Here is a 20,296-nt window from a genome sequence, read left to right on the forward strand (position 1 = left end):
TTATGACCAAATCTGTTATCACCGAAGCGCTGCGGCCGATCGAACTGCATCAGGTTGATCGTCTGGCGCTGAGCCAGAAGCTGGAAGCGGCCTTAATCCGCGTAACGCGCAAGATCGACAACAATATTGTCGCCTTCGGCGATAAGTTCCCCGGCGAAGCCTGTGAGAATGGGGTCTGGCCGCGCACCGATAACGTGGAGTGGACCACCAGCTTTTGGCCAGGCCAGCTGTGGCTGGCCTGGGAGATGACCGGCAAAGCGCATTATCGCGAAGCTGCCGAGCGCTATTTACCGTCGTTCGCCAGGCGCATTGAGCAGCGTATCGACACCGCAACGCACGATCTCGGGTTCCTCTATTCGCTCTCCTGCATCAGCGCCTGGCGGCTCACCGGCAACGAAGCCGCTCGCCAGTCGGCGCTGCTGGCTGCCGAGCGCCTGATGGAGCGTTTTAACCCGACGGCCAACATTATTCAGGCATGGGGCGATTTAAACGACCCAGAGCAGCAGGGGCGAATGATCATCGACTGTAATATGAACCTGCCGCTGCTGTACTGGGCCAGCGAACAGACCGGCGACCCACGTTACGCGCACGCGGCGACGGCTCACGCTGGACAGGCCGCGAACTATATCGTGCGTGAAGATGCCTCGACGTATCACACCTGGTATATGGATGTGCAGACGGGTGCGCCGCGCTTTGGCAACACCCATCAGGGCTACAGCGATACCTCGTGCTGGTCGCGCGGCCAGGCGTGGGGCATTTACGGCTTCCTGCTCAGCTATCAGCATACCGGCGATAAGCAGATGGTTGAGCTGTCACGCAGCCTGGCGCATTACTTCCTCAACCGTCTGCCGGAAGATGATGTTTGCCACTGGGATTTGGCCCTGCTCGGAACCGACGCCGTGCGCGACAGTTCAGCGGCGGCGATTGCCGCCTGCGGCCTGCTGGAGCTGGTCAAGGCGCTGCCGACGCTCGACGCAAACCGTGCGTATTATGAAGAGATGGCGCTGCGCATTGCGCAGTCGCTGACCGATAACTACCTTGCTCGTGACGATGATCCGACCGAAGGGCTGCTGCAGCACTCGGTTTATCATATGGGCAGCGGTAAGGGCGTCGATCAGTGCTGTAGCTGGGGGGACTATTTCTATCTTGAGCTGCTGGCGCGGCTGCGACAGATTTGGCATCCGTACTGGTAACCCTTAAGCCATGGAGAGCAAGATGAAAAGCGTAGCCGTGCTATTAGCCCCCGGTTTTGAAGAGGGGGAAGCGATTGTCACTATCGATATCCTGCGCCGCCTGAATATTACGGTTCAGACGATTGCCTGCGGCGAGAGTCGCGAAGTGGTGAGTTATCACGCCATCTCGATGGTGGCGGATAGCACCCTGAAGGCCTGCGTTGATCAGACCTTTGACGCCGTGGTGTTACCGGGCGGCCCGGAAGGCGGCGTTAACATGAGGAAAAGCGCGGAGGCGATCGCCTTCATTCGGCGGCATGATGAAGCGGGCAAATATATCTGCCCGATTTGCTCCGCCGCCGCCCGCGTGCTGAGCGGCAACGGACTGCTCAAGGGGCGTCGCTATGTCTGTTCCGGCGATTTGTGGAAAACCGTTAGCGATGGCATGTACGTTGATGCCGACGTGGTGGAAGACGGCAATCTGCTGAGTGGCCGTGGGCTGGGTAACGTATTTGATTTCGCCTTTACCCTTTACCCTGGCGGCGCGATTACAGGGCGATGAGACATTGGCGCGCGAGCAGGCCAGTCATATTAATTACCCCTTATCCGGACGACTTGTTTGAAAAACCTCCGGCTATGCCGGAGGCTATTTATTTCGTTTTACAGCCCGATCACCAGCTCCCCGGAATGACTCCGCGAACAACATAGCGCCACATGCTGATTTACCGCGCTTTTTTCCGCTTCCGACTGCACGCTATCCCGGTGATCCACCACGCCGTCAATCACCGGGGTCAGGCAGGCGCCGCAGATCCCCATTTCGCAGGACAGCGGCACGTCCACGCCGTTTGCCTGTAACACCTGGGCGATAGTTTTATCCGCTGGCACCGGCCAGCGCTCGCCGGTGGAGGCCAGTTTGACCGTAAAAATCTCACCCGTTTCACCGCAGGAGAGAGGGGCAACAGGCTGGAACGCCTCGCTGTGAAGTTGGGCGTCCTCCCAACCCTTTGCCGTCGCGACCTCCCGCACTTTTTCCATGAATCCTGCCGGACCGCAGATCCAGGCGTGAAGTCCCGCCTCAGCCGCCGGGAGATGCTCTGCCAGCGCTGTGCGCGGGCTGGCGGTATGAATGATGCACTCAGCAAACGGCGAGAGTTCGCGCGCAAACGCCGCGCTTTCGCGGTTTCTGACGTAATAGTGCAGCGTAAACGGTGTTCCGGCCGCCTTCAGCTGCAGGGCCATCGCATACAGCGGCGTAATGCCAATGCCCGCCGCCAGCAGCAAAACCCGTTCTGCCGGAAGAAGCGGAAACAGGTTGCGTGGGGCAGAGACCAATAATTTCTGTCCGGGACGCAGCGTATCGTGCACATAGCGCGACCCGCCGCGCGAGGCGGTTTCCCGGCCCACGCAGATAAGATAGCTCTCGTCCTGACATGACCCGGTCAGGGAATACTGGCGCACCACCCCGCAGGGCAGGTGCACGTCAATATGCGCCCCGGGCTGCCATGCCGGCAGCGCTTCACCGTTTTCAGCGATCAGCCGGACGGCGAGACTTTTATCCCCTTCACGCCATATCCCGTCAACAATCACGCTCAACATATCGGCCTCCATCAGACCAGGAAAAACTCGCCAAAACCCATTTTTTTCAGTCCCCGGCGGTAGGCAATCGAGCTTTTATCCGCCGGAATATGGGCTTCAAGGGTCAGGTCCAGCGGCAGGCTTTCCGGGCGCTGGGTTTCGACCATCAAACGATCCTCTTCAAAAATGCGCAGATTGAAGGCATGCACATCTTCCACCGGAATATGCAGGTCAAAATTACGCGCGATAGGGGCGAACATGCGGGTGACGCGTGATGACACGGGCGACGCGGCATTCATGATCACCAGCCTCGATTCTCCCGGGAAATGGATCGTCAGGGTGGCGGTAAACGGCAGATGCATTTCAAAATGGCGTAGCCACTGAAACCCTTCCGGCGCCTGCACGTCCGAGCTGGCGGGATAGTTACTCACAGAACTCCAGTAATCCGCCACGAAGCCGAACGGCGTCTCCTGCGGCTGATAGGCGGGTACAAGCTGATTATTGGGATCGGCAAAGGTATCGGTGTGGATCCACGCAAAGTGCGCCACGTCCAGAAAACCCTCCACCTGGCGTCCGGCGAAGCCGTTTACCTCAAACGCCGGACAGTTGATCTGCTGAAATCCGTCGTCATCCCAGTGCGGCATGGTGGGCAGCGGCGCAGGATTGTCCGGGTCAAACGCCAGGCAGGTCCAGATCAGGCCGAAGCGCTCCTCCACGGCGTAGTTAATCAGGTTCAGCTTCGCCGGAACGGGTTGGTCCGGGCTTGACGGAATACGGTTGCAGCGCCCGTCTTCCCCAAAGCGTAAACCGTGGTAAGGGCAGATGATCCCGTGCTCGTCGTGAAAGCCGAGCGTCAGCGGTACGCCACGGTGAGGACAAACGTCACGGGCGACCACGACCCGATCGTTAATCCTGTAAATCACCAGCTGTTCATCCAGCAGGGTCGCTTTGACCGGTGCCGGGCCGACGTCGCAGGCGCGCGCGACCGGATGCCAGCATTTCGCCAGGCGCAGCCAGTCCTCTGGCTCAAAGGTACAATGGGCGGGTGGAGTCGGTTCTCTTTTCATCGTTATCCCTCTTGTGTTCAGCCTAATGGTCCGCCCTGAATGGTGTCGCACAGACCCTTGATGATGCGCTCTCCGGTCTCCTCTTTGAGCTCCTGATACCAGGCCTGCGTCAGCGCCATATCTTTCCCGTGGGTGACGTCGCAGCGTTTGCGGGCTTTTAGCACCAGGTCACGAACCCGGTCGCAGCGCAGCGCTTCGTACTGTCTCAGTGCCAGCATGATGTTATGGTTTTCACGCAGACAGTCCCCGAGCACCACCGCATCCTCCATGGCGGCGCAACCGCCCTGGCCGATATCCGGCGTGGTGCTGTGCCCGGCATCGCCGAGCAGCGCCACCTTGCCGCGTACCAGGCTGTCGAACGGTTCGATATCGTGAATTTCGATGCGGTTGGTCGTTTCAGGATCCAGCGCCGCGATGAGCTTCTGCACCGGCGGTGCCCAGCCGCGGAAGTAGCCGGTGAGATCGGCCCGCACCGTCGTGCGGTCTTCTGCCAGCCCGAGGGGAAGCGGAACATCAAAAAAGAAGTAGAAACGACCGCCGGAGACGGGCATCAGCGACACGCGTTTGCCTTCGCCCACGAAGGTTGTCCACTGGTGAGCGGGAGCTATCTCTTCATCAATCTTCACCAGCCCGTTCCAGTTAACGTAGCCCGCATAGCGGCGCTCGGGCGTATATCCCAGCACGTACGGACGAACCGCCGAGTGGCTGCCGTCGGCGGCAATCAGGAAATCCCCGGTTGCGGTAGTGCCATCGGTGAAGGTCACCGTGACGCCAGCGTCATCTTCACTGACATGTTCGACGCGCTTGCCAAACTGCACCTTGTCGCGCCCCCAGAAGTCCAGCATTTCGCGCTGGAGTTCAGCGCGCGAGACGGGGCAGGGACGCCCTCCGGTACGCTCAACCAGCGGGGCAAGGCTAAAGCGGGTCAGGGTCTCGCCGCGTCGGTAATCCTTGTAGGCCATAAAACGCATCGGACCGCCGTAAGTCTCGATGATGTCGCCCATGCCGAGGTGCTGCATACATTTCACCCCATTAGGCCAGATGGAGATGGCCGCCCCGACGGGCCTGATCTCTTTTACGGCTTCAAACACGGTACAGTCGATGCCCGCTTTCTTCAGCGCGACGGCGGCGCTCAGGCCGCCAATACCCGCGCCAATGACGATTGCTCTCATGCTTCTCTCCTTTTGCAGGGTGTAATGAGAGTGAGCAATTTGCGTACCAGGCTGCAGAGCGGCGAAAAGGGCATTGAGAGAGGTGACGTTGCACTGCTAAGGTGCGCTGGCGCGGTAAAAGTGGCGCGATTTGTGCAACAGCCAGAAGGATTGTGATAAAGGAGCCACTATGATCGCACTGCACGACTTTAATCATCTTCCTGACAAAGATGCACTTGCGCTGCTACGCCCCTGCGTAGCCATTCCTGCCTGGGCCGAGGCGCTGGTTCGCGGTCGGCCTTACCCGAGCCGGGGGGCATTGTTCAACGCGGCCACGGCACAGGCGCAAACCTGGGATGATGCGGCGTTAGCGCAGGCCCTGAGCGCGCATCCGCGCATCGGGGAAAAACCCACCGGTTCACAGGCCGAGGCAGCGCTGTCCCGTCAGGAGCAAGGAGCGGTGAATGACAGCGACGCAGCCCTTGCGCAGGCATTGCGCGAAGGTAATGCCCGTTATGAAGCCCGTTTCGGACGCGTATTTCTGATCCGCGCCAAAGGCCGCAGCGGAGAGGACATTTTACAGGCGCTGCACGCGCGGCTGGAGAACAGCGATGCGCAGGAAGTCCGTGCCGCGCTGGAACAGCTGCGGGACATTACGCTACTACGGCTGGAAGGAGTCATAAACGAATGAGCACCTTAAGTACGCATATTCTGGATATTTCGACGGGAAAACCGGCACAGGGGGTGACGGTTCATCTGCAACAGGAAGGAAAAACGCTGGCTACGGACGTGACCAACGCGCAGGGGCGCATTACCACGTTCGTTCCCTTTCTGCCCGCAGGCCGTTATCGGCTGGTGGCGGAGATCGGTGAATGGTTTCGCGAAACTGGCCGCGACACCCTCTATCCCTGCGCGCAAATTGATTTTGTGACGGGAGGAACGGCAGAGGAGCACTTCCATCTGCCGTTTGTGATTGCGCCTGGTGGGTGGTCAACCTACCGGGGCAGTTGACCAGACCCGCTCGCCGTTGACCCAGGTCTCGCTGATATTGCGCTCGTCGCCCAGAGTCATCAGCACGAAAAGCTGCTCGTAGATATCTTTGCAGCGACGATTGCGCAGGCGTTGTAACGGCGTCACGTCAGGGTCGATCACGATGAAATCGGCTTCTTTACCCGGTGTGAAGTTGCCAATTTTGTCGTCCAGCCTGAGCGCGTGCGCGCCACCCAGCGTGGCGTGATAAAACGCTTCGCTGGCGCGCAGTCGGTAGCTCTGCAATTGACCGACTTTGTAGGCTTCCCCCAGGGTGCGCAGCATGCTGAAGGTGGTGCCTGCGCCGACGTCAGTGCCGATGCCCATCCGCACCTTGTGCTGCCAGCAGGCGGGCAGGCGAAACAGCCCGCTACCGAGAAACAGATTGGAGGTGGGGCAAAATGCGACAGCGGAGCCGGTATCATGCAGGCAGCGCCATTCGCTCTCATGCAGATGGATCCCGTGGGCAAACACGCTGCGCTCGCCGGTCAGGCCGTAGTGGTGATACACGTCCAGATAACGTTCGTGCTCTGGCCAGAGATCGCTCACCCAGGCTACTTCATTCGGGTTTTCGCTCAGATGGGTCTGCATCCACGTATCTGGAAACTCTTCTCTGAGTAAACTCACCGCCGCGAGCAGCTCGGGTGAAGACGTCGGTGCAAAACGCGGGGTAATGGCATACCCCAACCGTCCCCGGTGGTGCCAGCGCTGGATCAGCTCACGCGTCTGCCGGTAGCTCTGTTTCGCGTCTTCGCTGAGATAGTCCGGGGTGTTCCTGTCCATCATCACCTTGCCGGCGATAAGGCGCATGTTGAGGCGCAGGGCTTCGGTAAACAGCGCCTCGACCGATTCGGGATGCAGCGTACAAAACACCAGCGCGGTAGTGGTGCCATGGCTCACCAGCTGGTTAATGAAAAATTCGGCAATCTCTTTCGCATACACCTCATCGGAAAACTGGCTCTCCACCGGGAACGTATAGGTGGTCAGCCACTCCAGTAGCTGCTCGCCAAACGCACCGATCATCTCCGTTTGCGGATAATGGACGTGGGTATCGACAAAACCGGGCATCAGCAGTTTGCCGCGCAGGTCGGTGTAGCCTTTGTGAGGATCAAGATACTGCTCGCCATCCTGCCACGCCATTTGCGCCTGAATTTTACCGTTCTGTATGAACAGCAATCCGTCCTCAAGATAGCGTGCGTGTTGGGCGATAGTGTCTGCACTGTCGCAGACCTGGGCAATATCAAAAAATGCACCGCGGATCGCTGTCTGGTATTCCATCATGGTTCCTGCCTTTATGTTTGCGTAGCGGAGTCATGAGAATGAGCAAAAAGGGTGCCAGCTTGAGGAAGGCCGCAGGAAACCTGCGGCCAGAAGGAAGGGTTACTCTTTTTGCGTCGCCACGCGGGAATTAAATTGCGGGGCAGCAGCCACTTCGCGCTCTTCCCGCGCGAGCCAGCGGTAGGTCACGCCGCCGAGGAAGACGCCGATAAACCAGCTAAAGTTCGCCACTTCGTGCAGGGCCGGGATGAAGCTTATCACCAGCCCTATGCCAACGGACGGAAGCAGCGCAGCGATGGCTTTCGGGTTAAAGCCGTTGCGATACCAGTATTTGCCTTTTGGCGTGTCGTCAAACAGATCGTCCACAGAGACTTTCCCGCGCTTAATCAGGTAGAAGTCCGCAATCAGAATACCGAACAGTGGGCCGATAAACGCCCCGAGCACGTCCAGGGTGTAGTGGATAAGCTCCGGAGAGTTGAACAGGTTCCACGGAGTGAGCAGAATCGAACCAACGGCGGCAATCATCCCTCCGGTGCGGAAGCTGATTTTCTGCGGCGAGCAGTTAGAGAAATCAAACGCCGGGGAGACAAAGTTCGCCACGATGTTGATCCCGATGGTGGCGGTGATCATCGTCAGCAGACCAATTGCCACGGCCAGATCGTTGCCCACGCGGCTGACGGTTTCAATTGGGTCGGTGATCATGCGGCCAAACAGCGACTGGGTGCCGGAGACAATCACCACGGTAACGATGGAGAACAGCAGGAAGTTAAACGGCAGTCCCCAGCGGTTTCCACGGCGAATTTCACCCATGCTTTTGCCGTAACGCGAGAAATCACCAAAGTTGAGCAGCGGGCCGGAGAAGTAAGAGACCACCAGCGCGGTCGCCGTGATCATCTGCCAGGTCTGCTCGCCCGCGCTCAGGGATTTGCTGGCAAGGGTAAAGGAGATCCCGTCGAACCCGGTCTTGTATACAATCCAGCCCGCCAACGCCAGCATCACCACGTACACCGCCGGACCGGCAATATCAATAAAGCGCTTGATGGCGCTCATGCCGTGCCAGAAGACCATCGCCTGCAATACCCACATAATGGCAAAGCAGATCCAACCCAGGTGCGACAACCCGAGGAAAGAGTCGGCGGTGAGCGAAGAGAGCGATGGCCAGAACTTCAGCGCCACCAGCATCAGGGCGTTGGCGGCCAGATAGGTCTGAATGCCGTACCACGCGAAGGCGATAAGCCCGCGAATCACCGCCGGAATGTTCGCCCCGAAGACGCCAAATGCCTGACGGCTGATCACCGCATAGGGCACACCCGCCATCTGGCTCGGTTTGGCCACCAGGTTGGCGCACAGCTGTACAATGCAAATCCCCACCAGCAGGCAGAGCAACACCTGCCAGCTTGCCAGCCCGAGCGTAAAGAAGCTCGCGGCGACAACATAACCCCCCATGCTGTGAACGTCCGACATCCAGAAAGAAAAGATGTTGTACCAGCTCCAGTTCTGGTCACGCGTCGGTGCCAGATCCTCATTGCAAAGCCGTGGGCTGTAAACCGCACCGGAATCAGCGGCCGTACCTTGCTGCGTATTTTGTCTGTTTGGCATGAAACCTGCTCCTGTGAATGAAAACCCGTTAAGTGGGAGTGCAACGGGTGTTGCAGGATCCAGGCCAAAATAATAAATCTTGTATGCAATATTTTATTTTTATGTATACGATTCGATATCGGAAAGTAAAAAGTGGAGTGGGTAATGAACAACGTAAACAGTCTGCACGCCGCGCCAGACCTGCAAGACAAAGACGAATCCATCTTTCAGGCGTTGATGACTGCGATTGTCGAACATCAGCTGCTGCCGGGGAGTAAGTTGCCGGAAGAAGCGCTGGCCGAGGTCTTCGGCGTGAGCCGCACGGGCATCCGCAAGGTGCTGCAACGACTCGCGGCTGTGCAAATGGTCACGTTAACGCCCAAACGTGGTGCACATGTCGCCAGCCCGACAGTAGAAGAGGCGCAACATATCTTTCGCACACGTGCTCTGCTGGAGGTCGCCAACCTGCCGGACGTGCTGGCCCACTGCCAGCCGCCACATCTGGCGGCACTGGAAGCCATTATTCGTCAGGAGCAGCAGGCGCACGAGGCGTACGACGGCCCGGCGGCAATCCGCCACTCCGCCAATTTTCACATTCAGCTGCAGGCCATCTCCGGCAACCAGGTGCTGACGGAGATGGTGACCAGCCTGAGCCAGCGCTCGTCGCTGGTGATTGCCACCTGGGGCGCGCCGTGGCGTCAGGGTTGCCGCTGTAACGATCACGAACAGCTTGTGGAGCTGCTGCGCCAGAAAGCGCTCCAGCCGCTAAGCGATGCCCTGATGCACCATTTTGAACATATCGTCGCCAGCCTCTGCTTCGAGCGGGCGGGCGAATGTCTGCCTGATTTTGCCCGGCTGTTTGCCGGCCACAAGGAGTCGTAATGTCTGTCTGTATACAAGTGATCAACCCCAACACCAGCCTCGCGATAACGGAAACCATCGGCGCGGCGGCCCGGGCGGTGGCGTCGCCGGGTACGGAGATCCTCGCGGTCTGTCCGACTGCAGGCGTGCCGTCGATAGAAGGCCATTTTGATGAGGCCATTGCCGCCGTTGGTGTCCTTGAGCAGATCAAAAAAGGCAGAGAGCAGGGCGTATCGGGTCACGTGATTGCCTGCTTTGGCGATCCGGGCCTGCTGGCGGCGCGCGAGCTGGCGCAGGGGCCGGTTGTCGGTATTGCTGAAGCCGCCATGCATATGGCCACGCTGGTGGCGACACGCTTTTCTATTGTCACCACGCTGCCGCGCACGCTGATCATCGCCCGTCACCTGCTGCACCAGTATGGCTTTCAGGATCATTGTGCAGCCCTGCACGCCATCGATCTCCCGGTGCTGGCGCTGGAAGACGGCAGCGGTCTGGCGCAGGAAAAAGTGCGCGCGCGTTGTATACAGGCACTGAAAGAAGATGGCTGCGGGGCCATTGTGCTGGGCTGCGGAGGTATGGCGACGCTGGCGCAGGAGCTGACGCGCGAGCTGCGTGTGCCGGTCATCGACGGCGTCAGCGCGGCGGTGAAAATGGTGGAGTCGCTGGTGGCGCTAGGGCTGTCGACCAGCAAGCATGGGGACCTGGCGTTCCCGGAGAAAAAAGCGTTAAGCGGACAGTTTCAGGCACTGAATCCATTTTGAAGATGAGGGGAGACGTAATGGCGCTTTTTGAACAGGATTACCCGCGGGATCTGCGTGGCTACGCAGGTAACCCGCCGCACGCGCAGTGGCCGAATCAGGCGCGCATCGCCGTGCAGTTTGTGCTCAATTATGAAGAAGGGGCGGAAAACCACGTTCTGCACGGCGATGCCGGTTCAGAGCAATTCCTGTCGGATATCATCGGTGCAGCCAGCTATCCCGATAAACATATGTCCATGGACTCCCTCTACGAATACGGCAGCCGCGCCGGGTTCTGGCGGATCCACAATGAATTTCAGAAACGCGGTCTGCCGCTGACGGTCTTTGGCGTGGCGATGGCGCTGGCGCGTCACCCGGAGATCGTCGAGGCAATCAAGGCGGCGGATTATGACGTGGTGAGCCACGGCTGGCGCTGGATCCATTATCAGAATATGGACATCAGCCAGGAGCGCGAACATCTGCAGAAAGCGGTGCATGTGCTGACCGATCTGTTTGGCAAGCCGCCGACCGGCTGGTACACCGGACGCGACAGCCCTAACACGCGCCAGCTGGTGGTGGAGCACGGTGGCTTTGACTACGACAGCGACTACTATGGCGATGACTTACCCTTCTGGACGGAAGTGGCGTGCAGCGACGGCACCCGTAAACCACACCTGATTGTGCCGTACACGCTGGATGCCAACGACATGCGCTTTGCGACCGCGCAGGGGTTTAACACCGCCGAGCAGTTTTATACGTATCTGAAGGACAGCTTTGATGTGCTGTATGAAGAGGGGGAAAGCGCGCCGAAGATGATGTCCATCGGCATGCACTGCCGCCTGCTGGGGCGTCCGGGGCGTTTTCGCGCGTTGCAGCGCTTTCTTGATTATGTGCAGCAGCATGAGCGGGTGTGGGTCTGTACCCGTCAGCAGATTGCCGACCACTGGCGGGAGGTGCATCCGTTTCAGAAGTAATGTGTCGTGTTTAGCCGGGTGGCGGTTACGCCTTACCCGGCCAGCTATCTTACGCCATCACACTCAGCTGTGCCGCCACGATCCGCCACCCACAGGCAAACCGCACCCACGTCTGCTGCTGGCGACCAGGTCGCTGTGTGGAACTAAAACGGGTGTGCTTACAATCGGTTTTGCGGTCTAGATCATGAGGACGTTTGACGTTCCATGGGACGTTGCAACTGAAGCCGGCCTCAAAATAGTGGTCTGGGGACTGGCAGCCACTAGCGTTCTTTTCTGGAGCTACCACTCTGATTTTAACGTAATCAAATTCACAGCACCGTTTATGGTCAGCCTGTTCTGGTGCAGCCTTTTTCCGGTGCTGGATTATAACGCAGGCATTCGAGATGACTTTCCTATTCAGATGGATATTAGCTGGTACGGTAGCGCGTTCTGGCAGTTGATTGTCTTCTTGGCAGTAAATGAGATCGGGTATGGAATCATTTATTATTTCCACAGATGTAACAGTTATTACTGGTGATTTGGTTCGCATAATGACGTTATGTGTAAATAGGCTGCTGCGGTGCTCGATTCTCGCAGCGGCCTGTTCAACATAACGCGTGCTACATTATGCGCACCAAAAAAAGGATGCGTGCCTGGAGCTGATGTTACGGGAGCATCGCATCGAAATACTTCATTTCCTCCTGGTAGCTTCTTACAAGGCAATTGCTCACTTCGGCTGTTTCAGCATCAGTTCCTTTCGAATCAATCGTTTCCAATTGGCATTTTTTATCAATCATCTCTCCCCATGATTTTTTTAGCTCAAGAATCAATGATTTATGATCTTGATTATTATTGATTTGTGCATCAACAGATTTGTTTAAATTATCTAATGCTGCTTTTATTTCCCCTGAACTTTTTTGATTAATGCTCGCAAGTTGGCTATTTTCCTCCTCAGAAAATGCAGCAGTGCTGACTCCTGAATATGCAATGAACGACAAGAGCAAAACAATGCTATATTTTAGATTTTTCATCCTTCACACCCCAAAGCGGAATCTTTATCACAAGCCAGTTTTGCCGACAAATCACTAAGACGATCAATGACAACGGAGTTGCAATCGTAAACAGATTCCTTCTTGCTATTCAGATTTGTAACACTAACCCCACGACTTTCACTCTCACCCTCATAATTACTAAATATCGTGTATTTATACTCTGCATTTACAAACGACACGTTGAAATAATCAGTTTGAAATCGTGAGTAATGATTGTATTTAAATCCTGAATAATCATTACCTTTCGACTCATAGTTAAATTCAGTTTTGTGGTCTTTCGATAAGGTGTACCGAAGTACACCTTTGTTTTCATCTAGTTTGATTGTTCCTTTTGCAGTATTGCACACAAAATATTCATCACTTGCAAACGATGAACCACACAAAAAAATCGCAACTAACGCAAAGAACTTATAATGATGCATTGTAATTTCGCTCCATTTTTAAATTATATCCCTTCTGCCTTGGTCCGTTATATCTTTGTGCAAACGAAAGCCAATCTTTAGTCCGAATGGAACACAATAAAACCCTATCAGCTTTAATGAAACTAACGAATGCTTTCAACTGATTTTTCTCAGACTTACTTAATGCAAAAACGAAATCCTCAGGGCTAGCGTAGCCTGCTGTGGCATAGTTCGACGCCAAAATCTGAAACTTACCCCAAGAGGCTGATTTTAAAGCTGCTTTCTTGTCTAGAGTATACGCTTTGACTAGTTTTGCATACTGTATTGATGTTGCACCATACCCACCCGCAGCAGGATTTGATATATCGTCGAACTGGTCATACTTTTCATTCGTATATTTATGAAAGTGATGCCTTTCAAATAATATCGCAGGAACATAATCATCGTTATCTTCAAATTTAAAATAGGCTCCATAGGAGCCGGTTTCTGTTTTTGCTACAGCTTTAATTGCTGCGACTTCACATCCCAATTCCTTTGCAGCCTCTTCATAATCAGTATCGTCAATTTTGTCTCCATTATAGAAATTAATAAACTCTATAGGAGTTAGCTCCCCATTCACAGGAGTCTTGGGAAACTCTGCACTTCGTAATATTTCCAGAAACTCAAGCGGATGAAAATGCCATACTGACCGCTGACTGGCGAACGGCGGCACCTTATCCATCCAGCGCGATGCATCCAGAAATCCCCCGTTGGCCATCTTAACAACCGGGCTTTCATCCCTGGCCTTAAATACTGATGACCAGCGTGTATCATCGCGGGTACTGTGCCAGTCGCTGTCGTGTTTTACTATCAGGCGTCGAGCATATTCCGGGATGTTCATCTGGTTCGTATGCAGTGCTCCAAACAGCTGCGCATCCTGAGATTTATCGGGATATGGGCTGGGCGGTCTTCTGTTTTCAGTATTACGGATAAGGCTGTCATAAAACATTCCGGCCTGTGAGCTATCCGGTCCCTTTTCTCCATCAAAGTGTGCGCGGATGCTTTTCAGGGCATCAATCAGCCAGCGTTCATCCAGCGTGCGCGTAAAATCGGTAGTATGTTCAGCTTCAATACAGTGAAAGTTGAGTCCCGCTAAATCATGCTGACTGAGCTGCTCCACGTCGTCCTGGTGCATCCACGTATGCGGGCGGATCTGAAAGTATGTTACGCCGTTTTTATCCGTAAACGGGTACGTGGCATCACGCGGAATATTTTTTCCGGCATCGGCTCGGGTAATGGCACTTATTTGCTCAAAGGTACTTTCCTCGTCCTCCCCGCATCTAAGGTACAGCGGGCGTTTCAGCTTCAGCTTAATGAACTGTTTGCCCGCTTTAATCCCTTTCACGTTTGCCACAATATCCGGCACATGCTCATCAAGGCTCAGCAACTCGATATGGGCTTTATATTCCGTGGTGATAACCTGCGGATAGTTATCTTCGTCAGCCAGATCCTGAGCGCCGAGGAATCCGACCGCATCCCCTGCTTTTACCGCCACTTTCAGCGGCGCAGGTGGCACTACCACATCATCAAACACACCGTGATTCAGTGCGCTGTGCATCCAGTCAGGCAGGCACACATAACATTCGCCGTCAGGCTCCAGAAATTCCGGGCGCATTGAGACCCAGAAAAGTTCTCCGGCGGGCTTACCGTCCTGAAGACGCTGCACCAGGGCGAACGGCTCCGGTCGTTGTTCCAGTAAAAATGATTTCTGTTGCAGTAGGGCAAGCGTGTCGCCCTGCACGAGTGTTCTGGCGTGGCCGTGTTTATTTGCCAGCACGTCCGGCGCGATTTCACGGCTGTCATCATGGCGGGAATGTTTACGCATCCGCACGCCGTGGCCTTTCGGTGTGACCCGGTAAAGCGGGCGTTTCGGAAATTCTGACAATGGCGCGATGTGCATGTAAAGCTGGTACAGCGTCAGCCAGGTAGCTTCATCCTGTTCGTCTGGCTTGTAAACTGATTTAACCAGCACAAAGGTACCGGACTGGCGCAGGGGGCGTTCCTGATTACACTCGATAGCCGCGTAATCGCGGTTAACCCGCCATGCCACCACCTCGCCGTCCATCATGAACTGGAGCGGCACCGATTTTTCCGGAATATCCTGATCCAGCACCGAGGCCGGAGACGATGACGTCCCGATGTGGATCCCCCCGTGCCAGTAGCGATTTACGCCAAGTAACCACCACCCGTGGGCGTTTTTGCGGATGTCGGTCAGCAGTTCGTCATAGTTCTTATAGTCCCGTCCGTCGGCTTTCCGTACCGGATAACGTATGTTCATCATCCTTCCTTAAGTGAAATCCCTCAAAACCTTAATCATCGCAGGGAGTTAAAAAAAGGGAAGCAGAAATTAACGCAACTGTATTGCTATATATGACGGAAAAGACGGCTTAGCAGGGGTCGCGAAGCGCGGGGAACTGTGCTTTATTGTATCTCACCCTGGTATCGGCGGATTGACGACGGGCGAATGATGCCGCCTTCCATGCCTGGTGGCATCAACACATCACCGATTCTCTCTTCCAGGCCTGAAGAATGACGACAATATCCGTTTTGTATTTTTCCGTACCATTACGTGCACTGCTAAAAAGCGCTCAGAGCGATTTCCCACTCTGAGCCGCAATAAAAAAAAAAACGAAAAACGCGCCTGGTGAATTCTGAGGTCATGAATAACTATTCACCCAGATGCATGTCTTTCGTTTGTAAAATGACCACGATCATTTTTTCGATAAAGCAGAGGGACTTATGCAACCCGATAAACAACCGTGAGTAAATATCTCAGCGGTGGCCTATGGATGAAACTGTAAGCATCTTTTCATTACGACATCACACTCACCTGTGCCGCCACGATCCGCCACCCGCACGCAAACCGCACCCACGTCTGCTGCTGGCGTCCAATGCGTTCTGTGCCTTCGCGGGTAAACTCGGTGCTGCACACGGCGTAATCCTCACCGAAGGTGGTGATCACCGTGTGACGCAACGTCCGCTGCAACCCGGCGGACGGACGTGCCGCGCGAAAGGCGCGGATTTCCTCAATGCCGTACAGGTTTTCACCCGCACCCAGCCGCACCGTATTTTTGTCATGCCAGAACAGCTCATCCAGCACCGCAATGTTGTTGCTCACCAGCGCGTCTTCATAGCGGTAAAACGCGGCCGTCACCTCTGTAACCACCCACGGGAGGTTAATGTCATCGTGATTCATCATGCTGCACTCTCCGCCGGACGGGCATCGGTTATTCCTCTCTCTTCCAGAACCCGCGCCACGCGCAGGCAGGCCTGCTCGTTAAACGGCGCGGCAATCAACTGCAGGCCAATCGGCGCACCTACGGCGGTGCGTAGCGGAACGGTGGTGACGGGCAAACCCAGAAACGAAATCGGCTGCGTCAGCATCCCCATGCTGGCGCGTACGGGTAGCTGCTGACCGTTGATTTCCATGAATTGCTCGCCAATCAGCGTGGCGCTGCGTGGCGTTGCCGGGGCGATAAGGATATCAGCCTGGGCGAATAAGGTTTTGAACGCCTGCCGGGCGTGCGCGCGAAAACGCTGGGCCTGGATGTACCAGGCGGAGGGGATCATCGCCCCGGCCAGCAGCCGCTCACGCGAGTGTGGTTCGAATCGTTCAGGCTCGCCGCGAAGCGCGGGCAGGTACTGATTTCCTCCTTCGGAGGCGCTGATGATAAACGCTGCGGAACGTGCCAGTTCGGCATCCGGGAAATGCAGTTCATCCTGCACGTCGAGCGCTTTTGCCACCCGCGCTACGGCGTCGCGGGCGTCCGCGTCGCACCAGGTGGTGAAATAGCCGCCAAGCACGGCGCAGCGCAGACCATCAAGCCCGCGATCGAGCAAGGGACGCGTCTGTTCGCGCGAGCTTTCTGCCTGAAAACCGTCGCTGGTATCCCGCCCTTGCAGCGCGTCGTATACCGACGCCAGATCGCTCACGCGGCGGGCAAACGGGCCGATATGGTCCAGACTTGCCACAAAAGGATGGCTACCGGAGCGCGATAAGCGGCCAAAAGTGGGCTTCAGGCCATATATCCCGCACAGGGAAGCCGGAACGCGAATGGAGCCGTTGGTGTCGGTTCCGAGCGAAAAGTGCACCAGCCCGGCGGCAACGGCGGCGGCAGATCCGCCGGACGATCCCCCCGCAATGCGCGCCATATCGTGCGGGTTATGCGTCGCGCCGTAGTGGCTATTTTCAGTGGTAAAGCCGTAGGCGTAGGCATCCATATTAACCATCCCGGTCAGCAACCCGCCGGCACTGCGCAACTGACGTACCGCAAAGCTGTCTGCGGCAGCGGCAGGGCGCTGGCTGAACAGTTCCGCCCCGGCAAGCGTGGTGTGTCCGGCAACGTCAAACAGGTTTTTCACCGCGTAGGGCACGCCTGCCAGCGGCGGCAATGGTCGCTTTTCCCGGCGCAGGGTGTCTATATTTTCTGCCTCGGCCAGCATGCGTTCTTCCGTTACGGCGGTCCAGGCGTTGATCTGCGGGTTAACGCGGGCAATTGCCTCAAGCGTCTGGCGGGCAATCTCGCTCGCGCTCAGCTCGCCCGCGCTCAGGGCCTGCTGGATCGCGCTGATACTCATCTCGTGTAGCGTCATGCTTTATACACTCCTGCAATCTCCAGACGGTCGTCGAGCGGTAGCGCCATCAGCGGCGCGGCCATGGCGGCAATGCGGCTGAACTGCAATTGCAGCTCGGCGCGACGGGAGGCGTCCAGCGTCACGCCGAGCACGGTTTCCATTTGCGCCAGATACGCGTGCCAGTCGGGTTGTTGTGTCGTCATTGTTTTCTCCTCAGAATCCGGCAGCCGCGCCGTTGCTGCGCGGGTCAAATGCCCCTTCGAACAGGCCGTTCGGGTGGCGGACAATCGCGCCCGCGTGGCCCATGGCTTCACTGAAGTCAGGGAACATTTCCACCTCATGACCCAGCGTCCGGAGCTGAGAGACCGTCTCAGCGGTAAAGCGGCCTTCCAGTTTTAACGTGTCCGAGGTTTGTCCCCAGGTGCGTCCCAACAGCCAGCGCGGGCGGGAGATGCTCTCCTGCAGCGGAACGCCCTGAACGACGTAGCGGGTAAAGAGCGTGGCCTGGGTTTGTGGTTGCCCGTCTCCGCCCATCGAACCGTAGACCATCACGCGCCCGTCGTTCAGCCGTGCCGCCGCCGGGTTGAGGGTATGGAAGGGCTGTTTGCCAGGGGCAAGCGACAGAAGATGATCGGGGTCGAGGCTGAAAGAGGCGCCCCGGTTCTGCCAGACGATGCCGGTATCGGGTAGCACCACGCCGCTGCCAAACTCGTGATAAATACTCTGGATAAACGACACGGCAAGCCCGCTGTTATCCATCACGCCCATCCACACCGTATCGCCGGGGCCTTTTCCTGTGCCCCACGGTGCGGCGCGGCTGTCGTCAATTTGTCCGGCAAGCGTCTGAAGGGCAGCGGGTTCCAGCAGGCTCTGGATATCGGTTTTCAGCTCGCGCGGGTCGGTGATGTGGGCATCGCGCAGGCCAAAGGCCAGCTTGGTGGCTTCAACGATGCGGTGAATGGTTTCGGCGTCGTCGGCCTTCGCCATATTCAGGCGATCGGTGATGCCGAGTATCGCCAGCGAGACTAGCCCCTGCGTCGGCGGGGCGTGGTTAAAGATCTCCCCCTGCTGATGCTGCAAGCGCAGCGGCGTGGTGCGCCGGGCGGCATGCGCGTGTAAATCGGCCAGCGTAACGGGCAGACCCAGTTTCGCCATTCCCCGCGCCAGGCACTCTGCCAGCGGGCCGCGGTAAAAGCTGTCCAGACCGTCCTCTACCAGGCGTTTGAGCGTTGAGGCCATGGCGGGCTGGTAAAAACGGCTCCCGACCTGCGGCGGTTTGCCGTCCACCAGCCAGGTTTCCGCGAATCCTGGGATCTCTTTCAGTTCCTCGTATTTACTGGCCGTGGCGCTGGCCTGAGAGGCAGTGACCGGCGTGCCATTCTGCGCGTAATCAATGGCGTCGGCCAGCAGGCGAGCCAGCGGCAGCGCCTTGCCGGTCATCTCGCGCGAGACCTTAAGCGCCTCGTCCCAGCCGCTGACCGTTCCGGCGACGGTCAGCGCCGCCTGAGGTCCGCGATGGGGAATATGTGCCAGCCCGTCGTAGGCGGCGAGCGTTGCCAGCGAACCCGCCGCACCGCTGGCGTCAATGGCGATCGGATCGCCTTCCGGCGGCACGATAAGCCAGAAGCCATCGCCACCCAGCCCGTTCATGTGCGGGTAAACCACGGCAACGGTGGCTGCCGCTGCGACCATCGCTTCTATCGCGCTGCCGCCTTCGCGCAGTACTGCCAGCGCGCTCTGGCTGGCAAGATGGTGGGGCGCAACGGCCATGCCGTGCGTGGAGACATTACTTTGCATGAAGCGTCCTCGTAACTCTGAAAGTCACAAGGTGCTGCAAAAGCTGTTCCAGTTCTGAAAGAAAAGTTTCAGTAAACTGGCACGTATAATGAAAGGTAGAATCAAAAGTAAAAAGTGATGAAACAAAAGTTACAGAGGCGCTATGGAACAACTGGATGAACGTCTGAAAGCACAATACCCGTCACTGTCGCCGCAGGAACAGCGGGTGGCGGATTTTATTTTCGATCACTTTGACGACCTGATTAGCTACAACAGCGCCGAGCTGGCGCAGCTCAGCGGGGTGTCGAAAGCCACCGTGAGCCGCCTGTTTAAGCGTCTGGGCTATGAGAAATATAAGGACATGCGCGACGAACTACGCACGCTGCGCCAGAGCGGGATGCCGCTTACCGATAACCGTGACGCGGTGCAGGGTAATACGCTGTTGGCACGTCACTATAAACAGGAGATGGCGAACCTGACCCAGTGGGTCAATGCCCTCGACGCGCAGCAGTTTGCCGAGGCGATGGCCTGCATGGTGAAAGCGCGGCGCATTATCATTATTGGTATGCGTAACGCCTATCCGGCAGCCTTGCATCTCCGCCAGCAGCTGCTGCAGGCGCGCGGACAGGTGCTGGTGCTGCCGCAGCCCGGGCAGAGCCTGAGCGAGGAGCTGGTAGATTTAACCGCTGACGACCTGGTTATCATGATGGCTTTTCGCCGTCGCCCGCGTATTGTCCGCCCGCTGATGCAGCAGCTTCAGCAAAGCGGAATTCCGGTGCTGCTGATGTGCGAGCCGCAGGCGCACAGCCTGTTTCCGCTGGCAAGCTGGCAGCTTTGCGCCCCGCTGGACAGCGTTTCGGCCTATGACAGCTACTCCTCGGTCAACAGCCTGATCAACCTGCTGGCGAATGCCTTCCTGCATGAGATTCTCGATAAAGGCCGTCCGCGCATTCACGAGATTGCCTCCCTCTACCAGCAACTGGACGAACTCGAACAACGATAATGGGGCATCAGGCTGGTGCTTTGCATCTAAATGGTGCATTTGGCGGGTC

Annotated in this window: 18 protein-coding genes and 4 pseudogenes; 9 read left to right on the forward strand and 13 right to left on the reverse strand. The window is 57.0% G+C overall.

From position 1 onward, the window contains the following. The first annotated feature begins 2 nt into the window (after positions 1-2). Positions 3-1,193, forward strand: a complete 1,191-nt coding sequence (locus AAHF05_RS07825) for a glycoside hydrolase family 88 protein (protein ID WP_129324448.1) — start codon at positions 3-5, stop codon at positions 1,191-1,193. Between the two features lie 22 nt (positions 1,194-1,215). Further along, positions 1,216-1,795: pseudogene (locus AAHF05_RS07830) on the forward strand (DJ-1/PfpI family protein). A 37-nt stretch (positions 1,796-1,832) separates the two neighbouring features. On the opposite strand, the gene AAHF05_RS07835 reads toward AAHF05_RS07830, so the two are convergent. The 3 genes from AAHF05_RS07835 to hpxO are packed head-to-tail and all read right to left on the reverse strand — an operon-like array spanning position 1,833 to position 4,986. Further along, positions 1,833-2,768 carry a PDR/VanB family oxidoreductase gene (locus tag AAHF05_RS07835; protein WP_129324449.1) on the reverse strand — a complete coding sequence of 312 codons (936 nt, stop codon included), beginning with the start codon at positions 2,766-2,768 and terminating at the stop codon, positions 1,833-1,835. Between the two features lie 11 nt (positions 2,769-2,779). After that, positions 2,780-3,814: a molybdenum cofactor-independent xanthine hydroxylase subunit HpxD gene (gene hpxD, locus AAHF05_RS07840; RefSeq protein ID WP_129324450.1), complete on the reverse strand. Its 1,035-nt coding sequence runs from the start codon at positions 3,812-3,814 to the stop codon at positions 2,780-2,782. Positions 3,815-3,831: 17 nt separating this feature from the next. Next, positions 3,832-4,986, reverse strand: a complete 1,155-nt coding sequence (hpxO, locus tag AAHF05_RS07845) for an FAD-dependent urate hydroxylase HpxO (protein WP_129324451.1) — start codon at positions 4,984-4,986, stop codon at positions 3,832-3,834. Positions 4,987-5,155: 169 nt separating this feature from the next. Here hpxO and uraD point away from each other — a divergent pair, with 169 nt between their 5' ends. Together uraD and uraH are read left to right on the forward strand one after the other, a co-directional pair. Continuing rightward, positions 5,156-5,656 carry a 2-oxo-4-hydroxy-4-carboxy-5-ureidoimidazoline decarboxylase gene (gene uraD, locus AAHF05_RS07850; RefSeq protein ID WP_129324452.1) on the forward strand — a complete coding sequence of 167 codons (501 nt, stop codon included), beginning with the start codon at positions 5,156-5,158 and terminating at the stop codon, positions 5,654-5,656. Further along, positions 5,653-5,976, forward strand: coding sequence for a hydroxyisourate hydrolase (gene uraH / locus AAHF05_RS07855; RefSeq protein WP_114978294.1), 324 nt, complete (start codon positions 5,653-5,655; stop codon positions 5,974-5,976). The genes uraD and uraH overlap by 4 nt, the downstream gene beginning before the upstream one ends. Here uraH and guaD read toward each other — a convergent pair. Then, a complete protein-coding gene (guaD, locus tag AAHF05_RS07860) occupies positions 5,956-7,272 on the reverse strand; it encodes a guanine deaminase (RefSeq protein ID WP_129324478.1) in 1,317 nt (438 codons plus the stop codon). The genes uraH and guaD overlap by 21 nt on opposite strands. 102 nt (positions 7,273-7,374) lie before the next feature. Beyond that, positions 7,375-8,871: an NCS1 family nucleobase:cation symporter-1 gene (locus AAHF05_RS07865; protein ID WP_028019149.1), complete on the reverse strand. Its 1,497-nt coding sequence runs from the start codon at positions 8,869-8,871 to the stop codon at positions 7,375-7,377. A 144-nt stretch (positions 8,872-9,015) separates the two neighbouring features. Between AAHF05_RS07865 and AAHF05_RS07870 the strand changes: the two genes are divergently transcribed. The 3 genes and pseudogenes from AAHF05_RS07870 to puuE form a co-directional block, all read left to right on the forward strand. After that, positions 9,016-9,732, forward strand: coding sequence for a GntR family transcriptional regulator (locus AAHF05_RS07870; protein ID WP_049008408.1), 717 nt, complete (start codon positions 9,016-9,018; stop codon positions 9,730-9,732). Beyond that, a pseudogene (gene hpxA / locus AAHF05_RS07875) lies at positions 9,732-10,605 on the forward strand (allantoin racemase). The gene AAHF05_RS07870 and the pseudogene hpxA overlap by 1 nt, the downstream one beginning before the upstream one ends. After that, a pseudogene (gene puuE / locus AAHF05_RS07880) lies at positions 10,571-11,422 on the forward strand (allantoinase PuuE); the annotation flags it as partial. The pseudogenes hpxA and puuE, both read left to right, overlap by 35 nt. Positions 11,423-11,471: 49 nt before the next feature. On the opposite strand, the pseudogene AAHF05_RS07885 reads toward puuE, so the two are convergent. After that, a pseudogene (locus tag AAHF05_RS07885) lies at positions 11,472-11,561 on the reverse strand (AtzH-like domain-containing protein); the annotation flags it as partial. 45 nt (positions 11,562-11,606) lie between these two features. Between AAHF05_RS07885 and AAHF05_RS07890 the strand changes: the two are divergent. Continuing rightward, positions 11,607-11,939, forward strand: coding sequence for a hypothetical protein (locus AAHF05_RS07890; protein ID WP_032666991.1), 333 nt, complete (start codon positions 11,607-11,609; stop codon positions 11,937-11,939). A gap of 127 nt (positions 11,940-12,066) precedes the next feature. On the opposite strand, the gene AAHF05_RS07895 is transcribed toward AAHF05_RS07890, so the two are convergent. The 7 genes from AAHF05_RS07895 to hpxW form a co-directional block, all read right to left on the reverse strand. Next, positions 12,067-12,432, reverse strand: a complete 366-nt coding sequence (locus tag AAHF05_RS07895; RefSeq protein WP_028019145.1) for a hypothetical protein — start codon at positions 12,430-12,432, stop codon at positions 12,067-12,069. Further along, on the reverse strand, positions 12,429-12,875 hold the full coding sequence (locus tag AAHF05_RS07900) for a hypothetical protein (RefSeq protein ID WP_129324455.1): 447 nt from the start codon (positions 12,873-12,875) through the stop codon (positions 12,429-12,431). Before AAHF05_RS07900 ends, AAHF05_RS07895 begins: the two co-directional genes overlap by 4 nt. Further along, positions 12,862-15,174, reverse strand: coding sequence for an N-acetylmuramidase family protein (locus AAHF05_RS07905; protein ID WP_129324456.1), 2,313 nt, complete (start codon positions 15,172-15,174; stop codon positions 12,862-12,864). Before AAHF05_RS07905 ends, AAHF05_RS07900 begins: the two co-directional genes overlap by 14 nt. A gap of 531 nt (positions 15,175-15,705) precedes the next feature. After that, positions 15,706-16,092 (reverse strand): oxalurate catabolism protein HpxZ, encoded by a 387-nt coding sequence (gene hpxZ / locus AAHF05_RS07910; protein WP_129324457.1) that lies wholly within the window; start codon positions 16,090-16,092, stop codon positions 15,706-15,708. Further along, a complete protein-coding gene (locus AAHF05_RS07915; protein WP_332617483.1) occupies positions 16,089-17,486 on the reverse strand; it encodes an AtzE family amidohydrolase in 1,398 nt (465 codons plus the stop codon). Before AAHF05_RS07915 ends, hpxZ begins: the two co-directional genes overlap by 4 nt. Further along, complete coding sequence (gene hpxX / locus AAHF05_RS07920) at positions 17,483-17,671, reverse strand: oxalurate catabolism protein HpxX (RefSeq protein WP_129324459.1); 189 nt, start codon at positions 17,669-17,671, stop codon at positions 17,483-17,485. The genes AAHF05_RS07915 and hpxX overlap by 4 nt, the downstream gene beginning before the upstream one ends. Positions 17,672-17,681: 10 nt before the next feature. Next, positions 17,682-19,265, reverse strand: coding sequence for an oxamate amidohydrolase (gene hpxW, locus AAHF05_RS07925; protein ID WP_129324460.1), 1,584 nt, complete (start codon positions 19,263-19,265; stop codon positions 17,682-17,684). Positions 19,266-19,407: 142 nt separating this feature from the next. Between hpxW and hpxU the strand changes: the two genes are divergently transcribed. Then, positions 19,408-20,247 (forward strand): MurR/RpiR family transcriptional regulator HpxU, encoded by an 840-nt coding sequence (gene hpxU, locus AAHF05_RS07930; protein WP_049008433.1) that lies wholly within the window; start codon positions 19,408-19,410, stop codon positions 20,245-20,247. The last annotated feature ends 49 nt before the right edge of the window (positions 20,248-20,296 follow it).

Source organism: Enterobacter adelaidei, from assembly GCF_041937165.1.
In the GTDB taxonomy this organism is placed as follows: Bacteria; Pseudomonadota; Gammaproteobacteria; order Enterobacterales; family Enterobacteriaceae; genus Enterobacter; species Enterobacter adelaidei.

Coding starts and splice junctions, on each gene's coding strand:
- AAHF05_RS07825 (WP_129324448.1), top strand. CDS start 3: ATGACCAAATCTGTTATCACCGAAGCGCTGCGGCCGATCGAACTGCAT.
- AAHF05_RS07835 (WP_129324449.1), bottom strand. CDS start 2,768: ATGTTGAGCGTGATTGTTGACGGGATATGGCGTGAAGGGGATAAAAGT.
- hpxD (WP_129324450.1), bottom strand. CDS start 3,814: ATGAAAAGAGAACCGACTCCACCCGCCCATTGTACCTTTGAGCCAGAG.
- hpxO (WP_129324451.1), bottom strand. CDS start 4,986: ATGAGAGCAATCGTCATTGGCGCGGGTATTGGCGGCCTGAGCGCCGCC.
- uraD (WP_129324452.1), top strand. CDS start 5,156: ATGATCGCACTGCACGACTTTAATCATCTTCCTGACAAAGATGCACTT.
- uraH (WP_114978294.1), top strand. CDS start 5,653: ATGAGCACCTTAAGTACGCATATTCTGGATATTTCGACGGGAAAACCG.
- guaD (WP_129324478.1), bottom strand. CDS start 7,272: ATGGAATACCAGACAGCGATCCGCGGTGCATTTTTTGATATTGCCCAG.
- AAHF05_RS07865 (WP_028019149.1), bottom strand. CDS start 8,871: ATGCCAAACAGACAAAATACGCAGCAAGGTACGGCCGCTGATTCCGGT.
- AAHF05_RS07870 (WP_049008408.1), top strand. CDS start 9,016: ATGAACAACGTAAACAGTCTGCACGCCGCGCCAGACCTGCAAGACAAA.
- AAHF05_RS07890 (WP_032666991.1), top strand. CDS start 11,607: ATGAGGACGTTTGACGTTCCATGGGACGTTGCAACTGAAGCCGGCCTC.
- AAHF05_RS07895 (WP_028019145.1), bottom strand. CDS start 12,432: ATGAAAAATCTAAAATATAGCATTGTTTTGCTCTTGTCGTTCATTGCA.
- AAHF05_RS07900 (WP_129324455.1), bottom strand. CDS start 12,875: ATGCATCATTATAAGTTCTTTGCGTTAGTTGCGATTTTTTTGTGTGGT.
- AAHF05_RS07905 (WP_129324456.1), bottom strand. CDS start 15,174: ATGATGAACATACGTTATCCGGTACGGAAAGCCGACGGACGGGACTAT.
- hpxZ (WP_129324457.1), bottom strand. CDS start 16,092: ATGATGAATCACGATGACATTAACCTCCCGTGGGTGGTTACAGAGGTG.
- AAHF05_RS07915 (WP_332617483.1), bottom strand. CDS start 17,486: ATGACGCTACACGAGATGAGTATCAGCGCGATCCAGCAGGCCCTGAGC.
- hpxX (WP_129324459.1), bottom strand. CDS start 17,671: ATGACGACACAACAACCCGACTGGCACGCGTATCTGGCGCAAATGGAA.
- hpxW (WP_129324460.1), bottom strand. CDS start 19,265: ATGCAAAGTAATGTCTCCACGCACGGCATGGCCGTTGCGCCCCACCAT.
- hpxU (WP_049008433.1), top strand. CDS start 19,408: ATGGAACAACTGGATGAACGTCTGAAAGCACAATACCCGTCACTGTCG.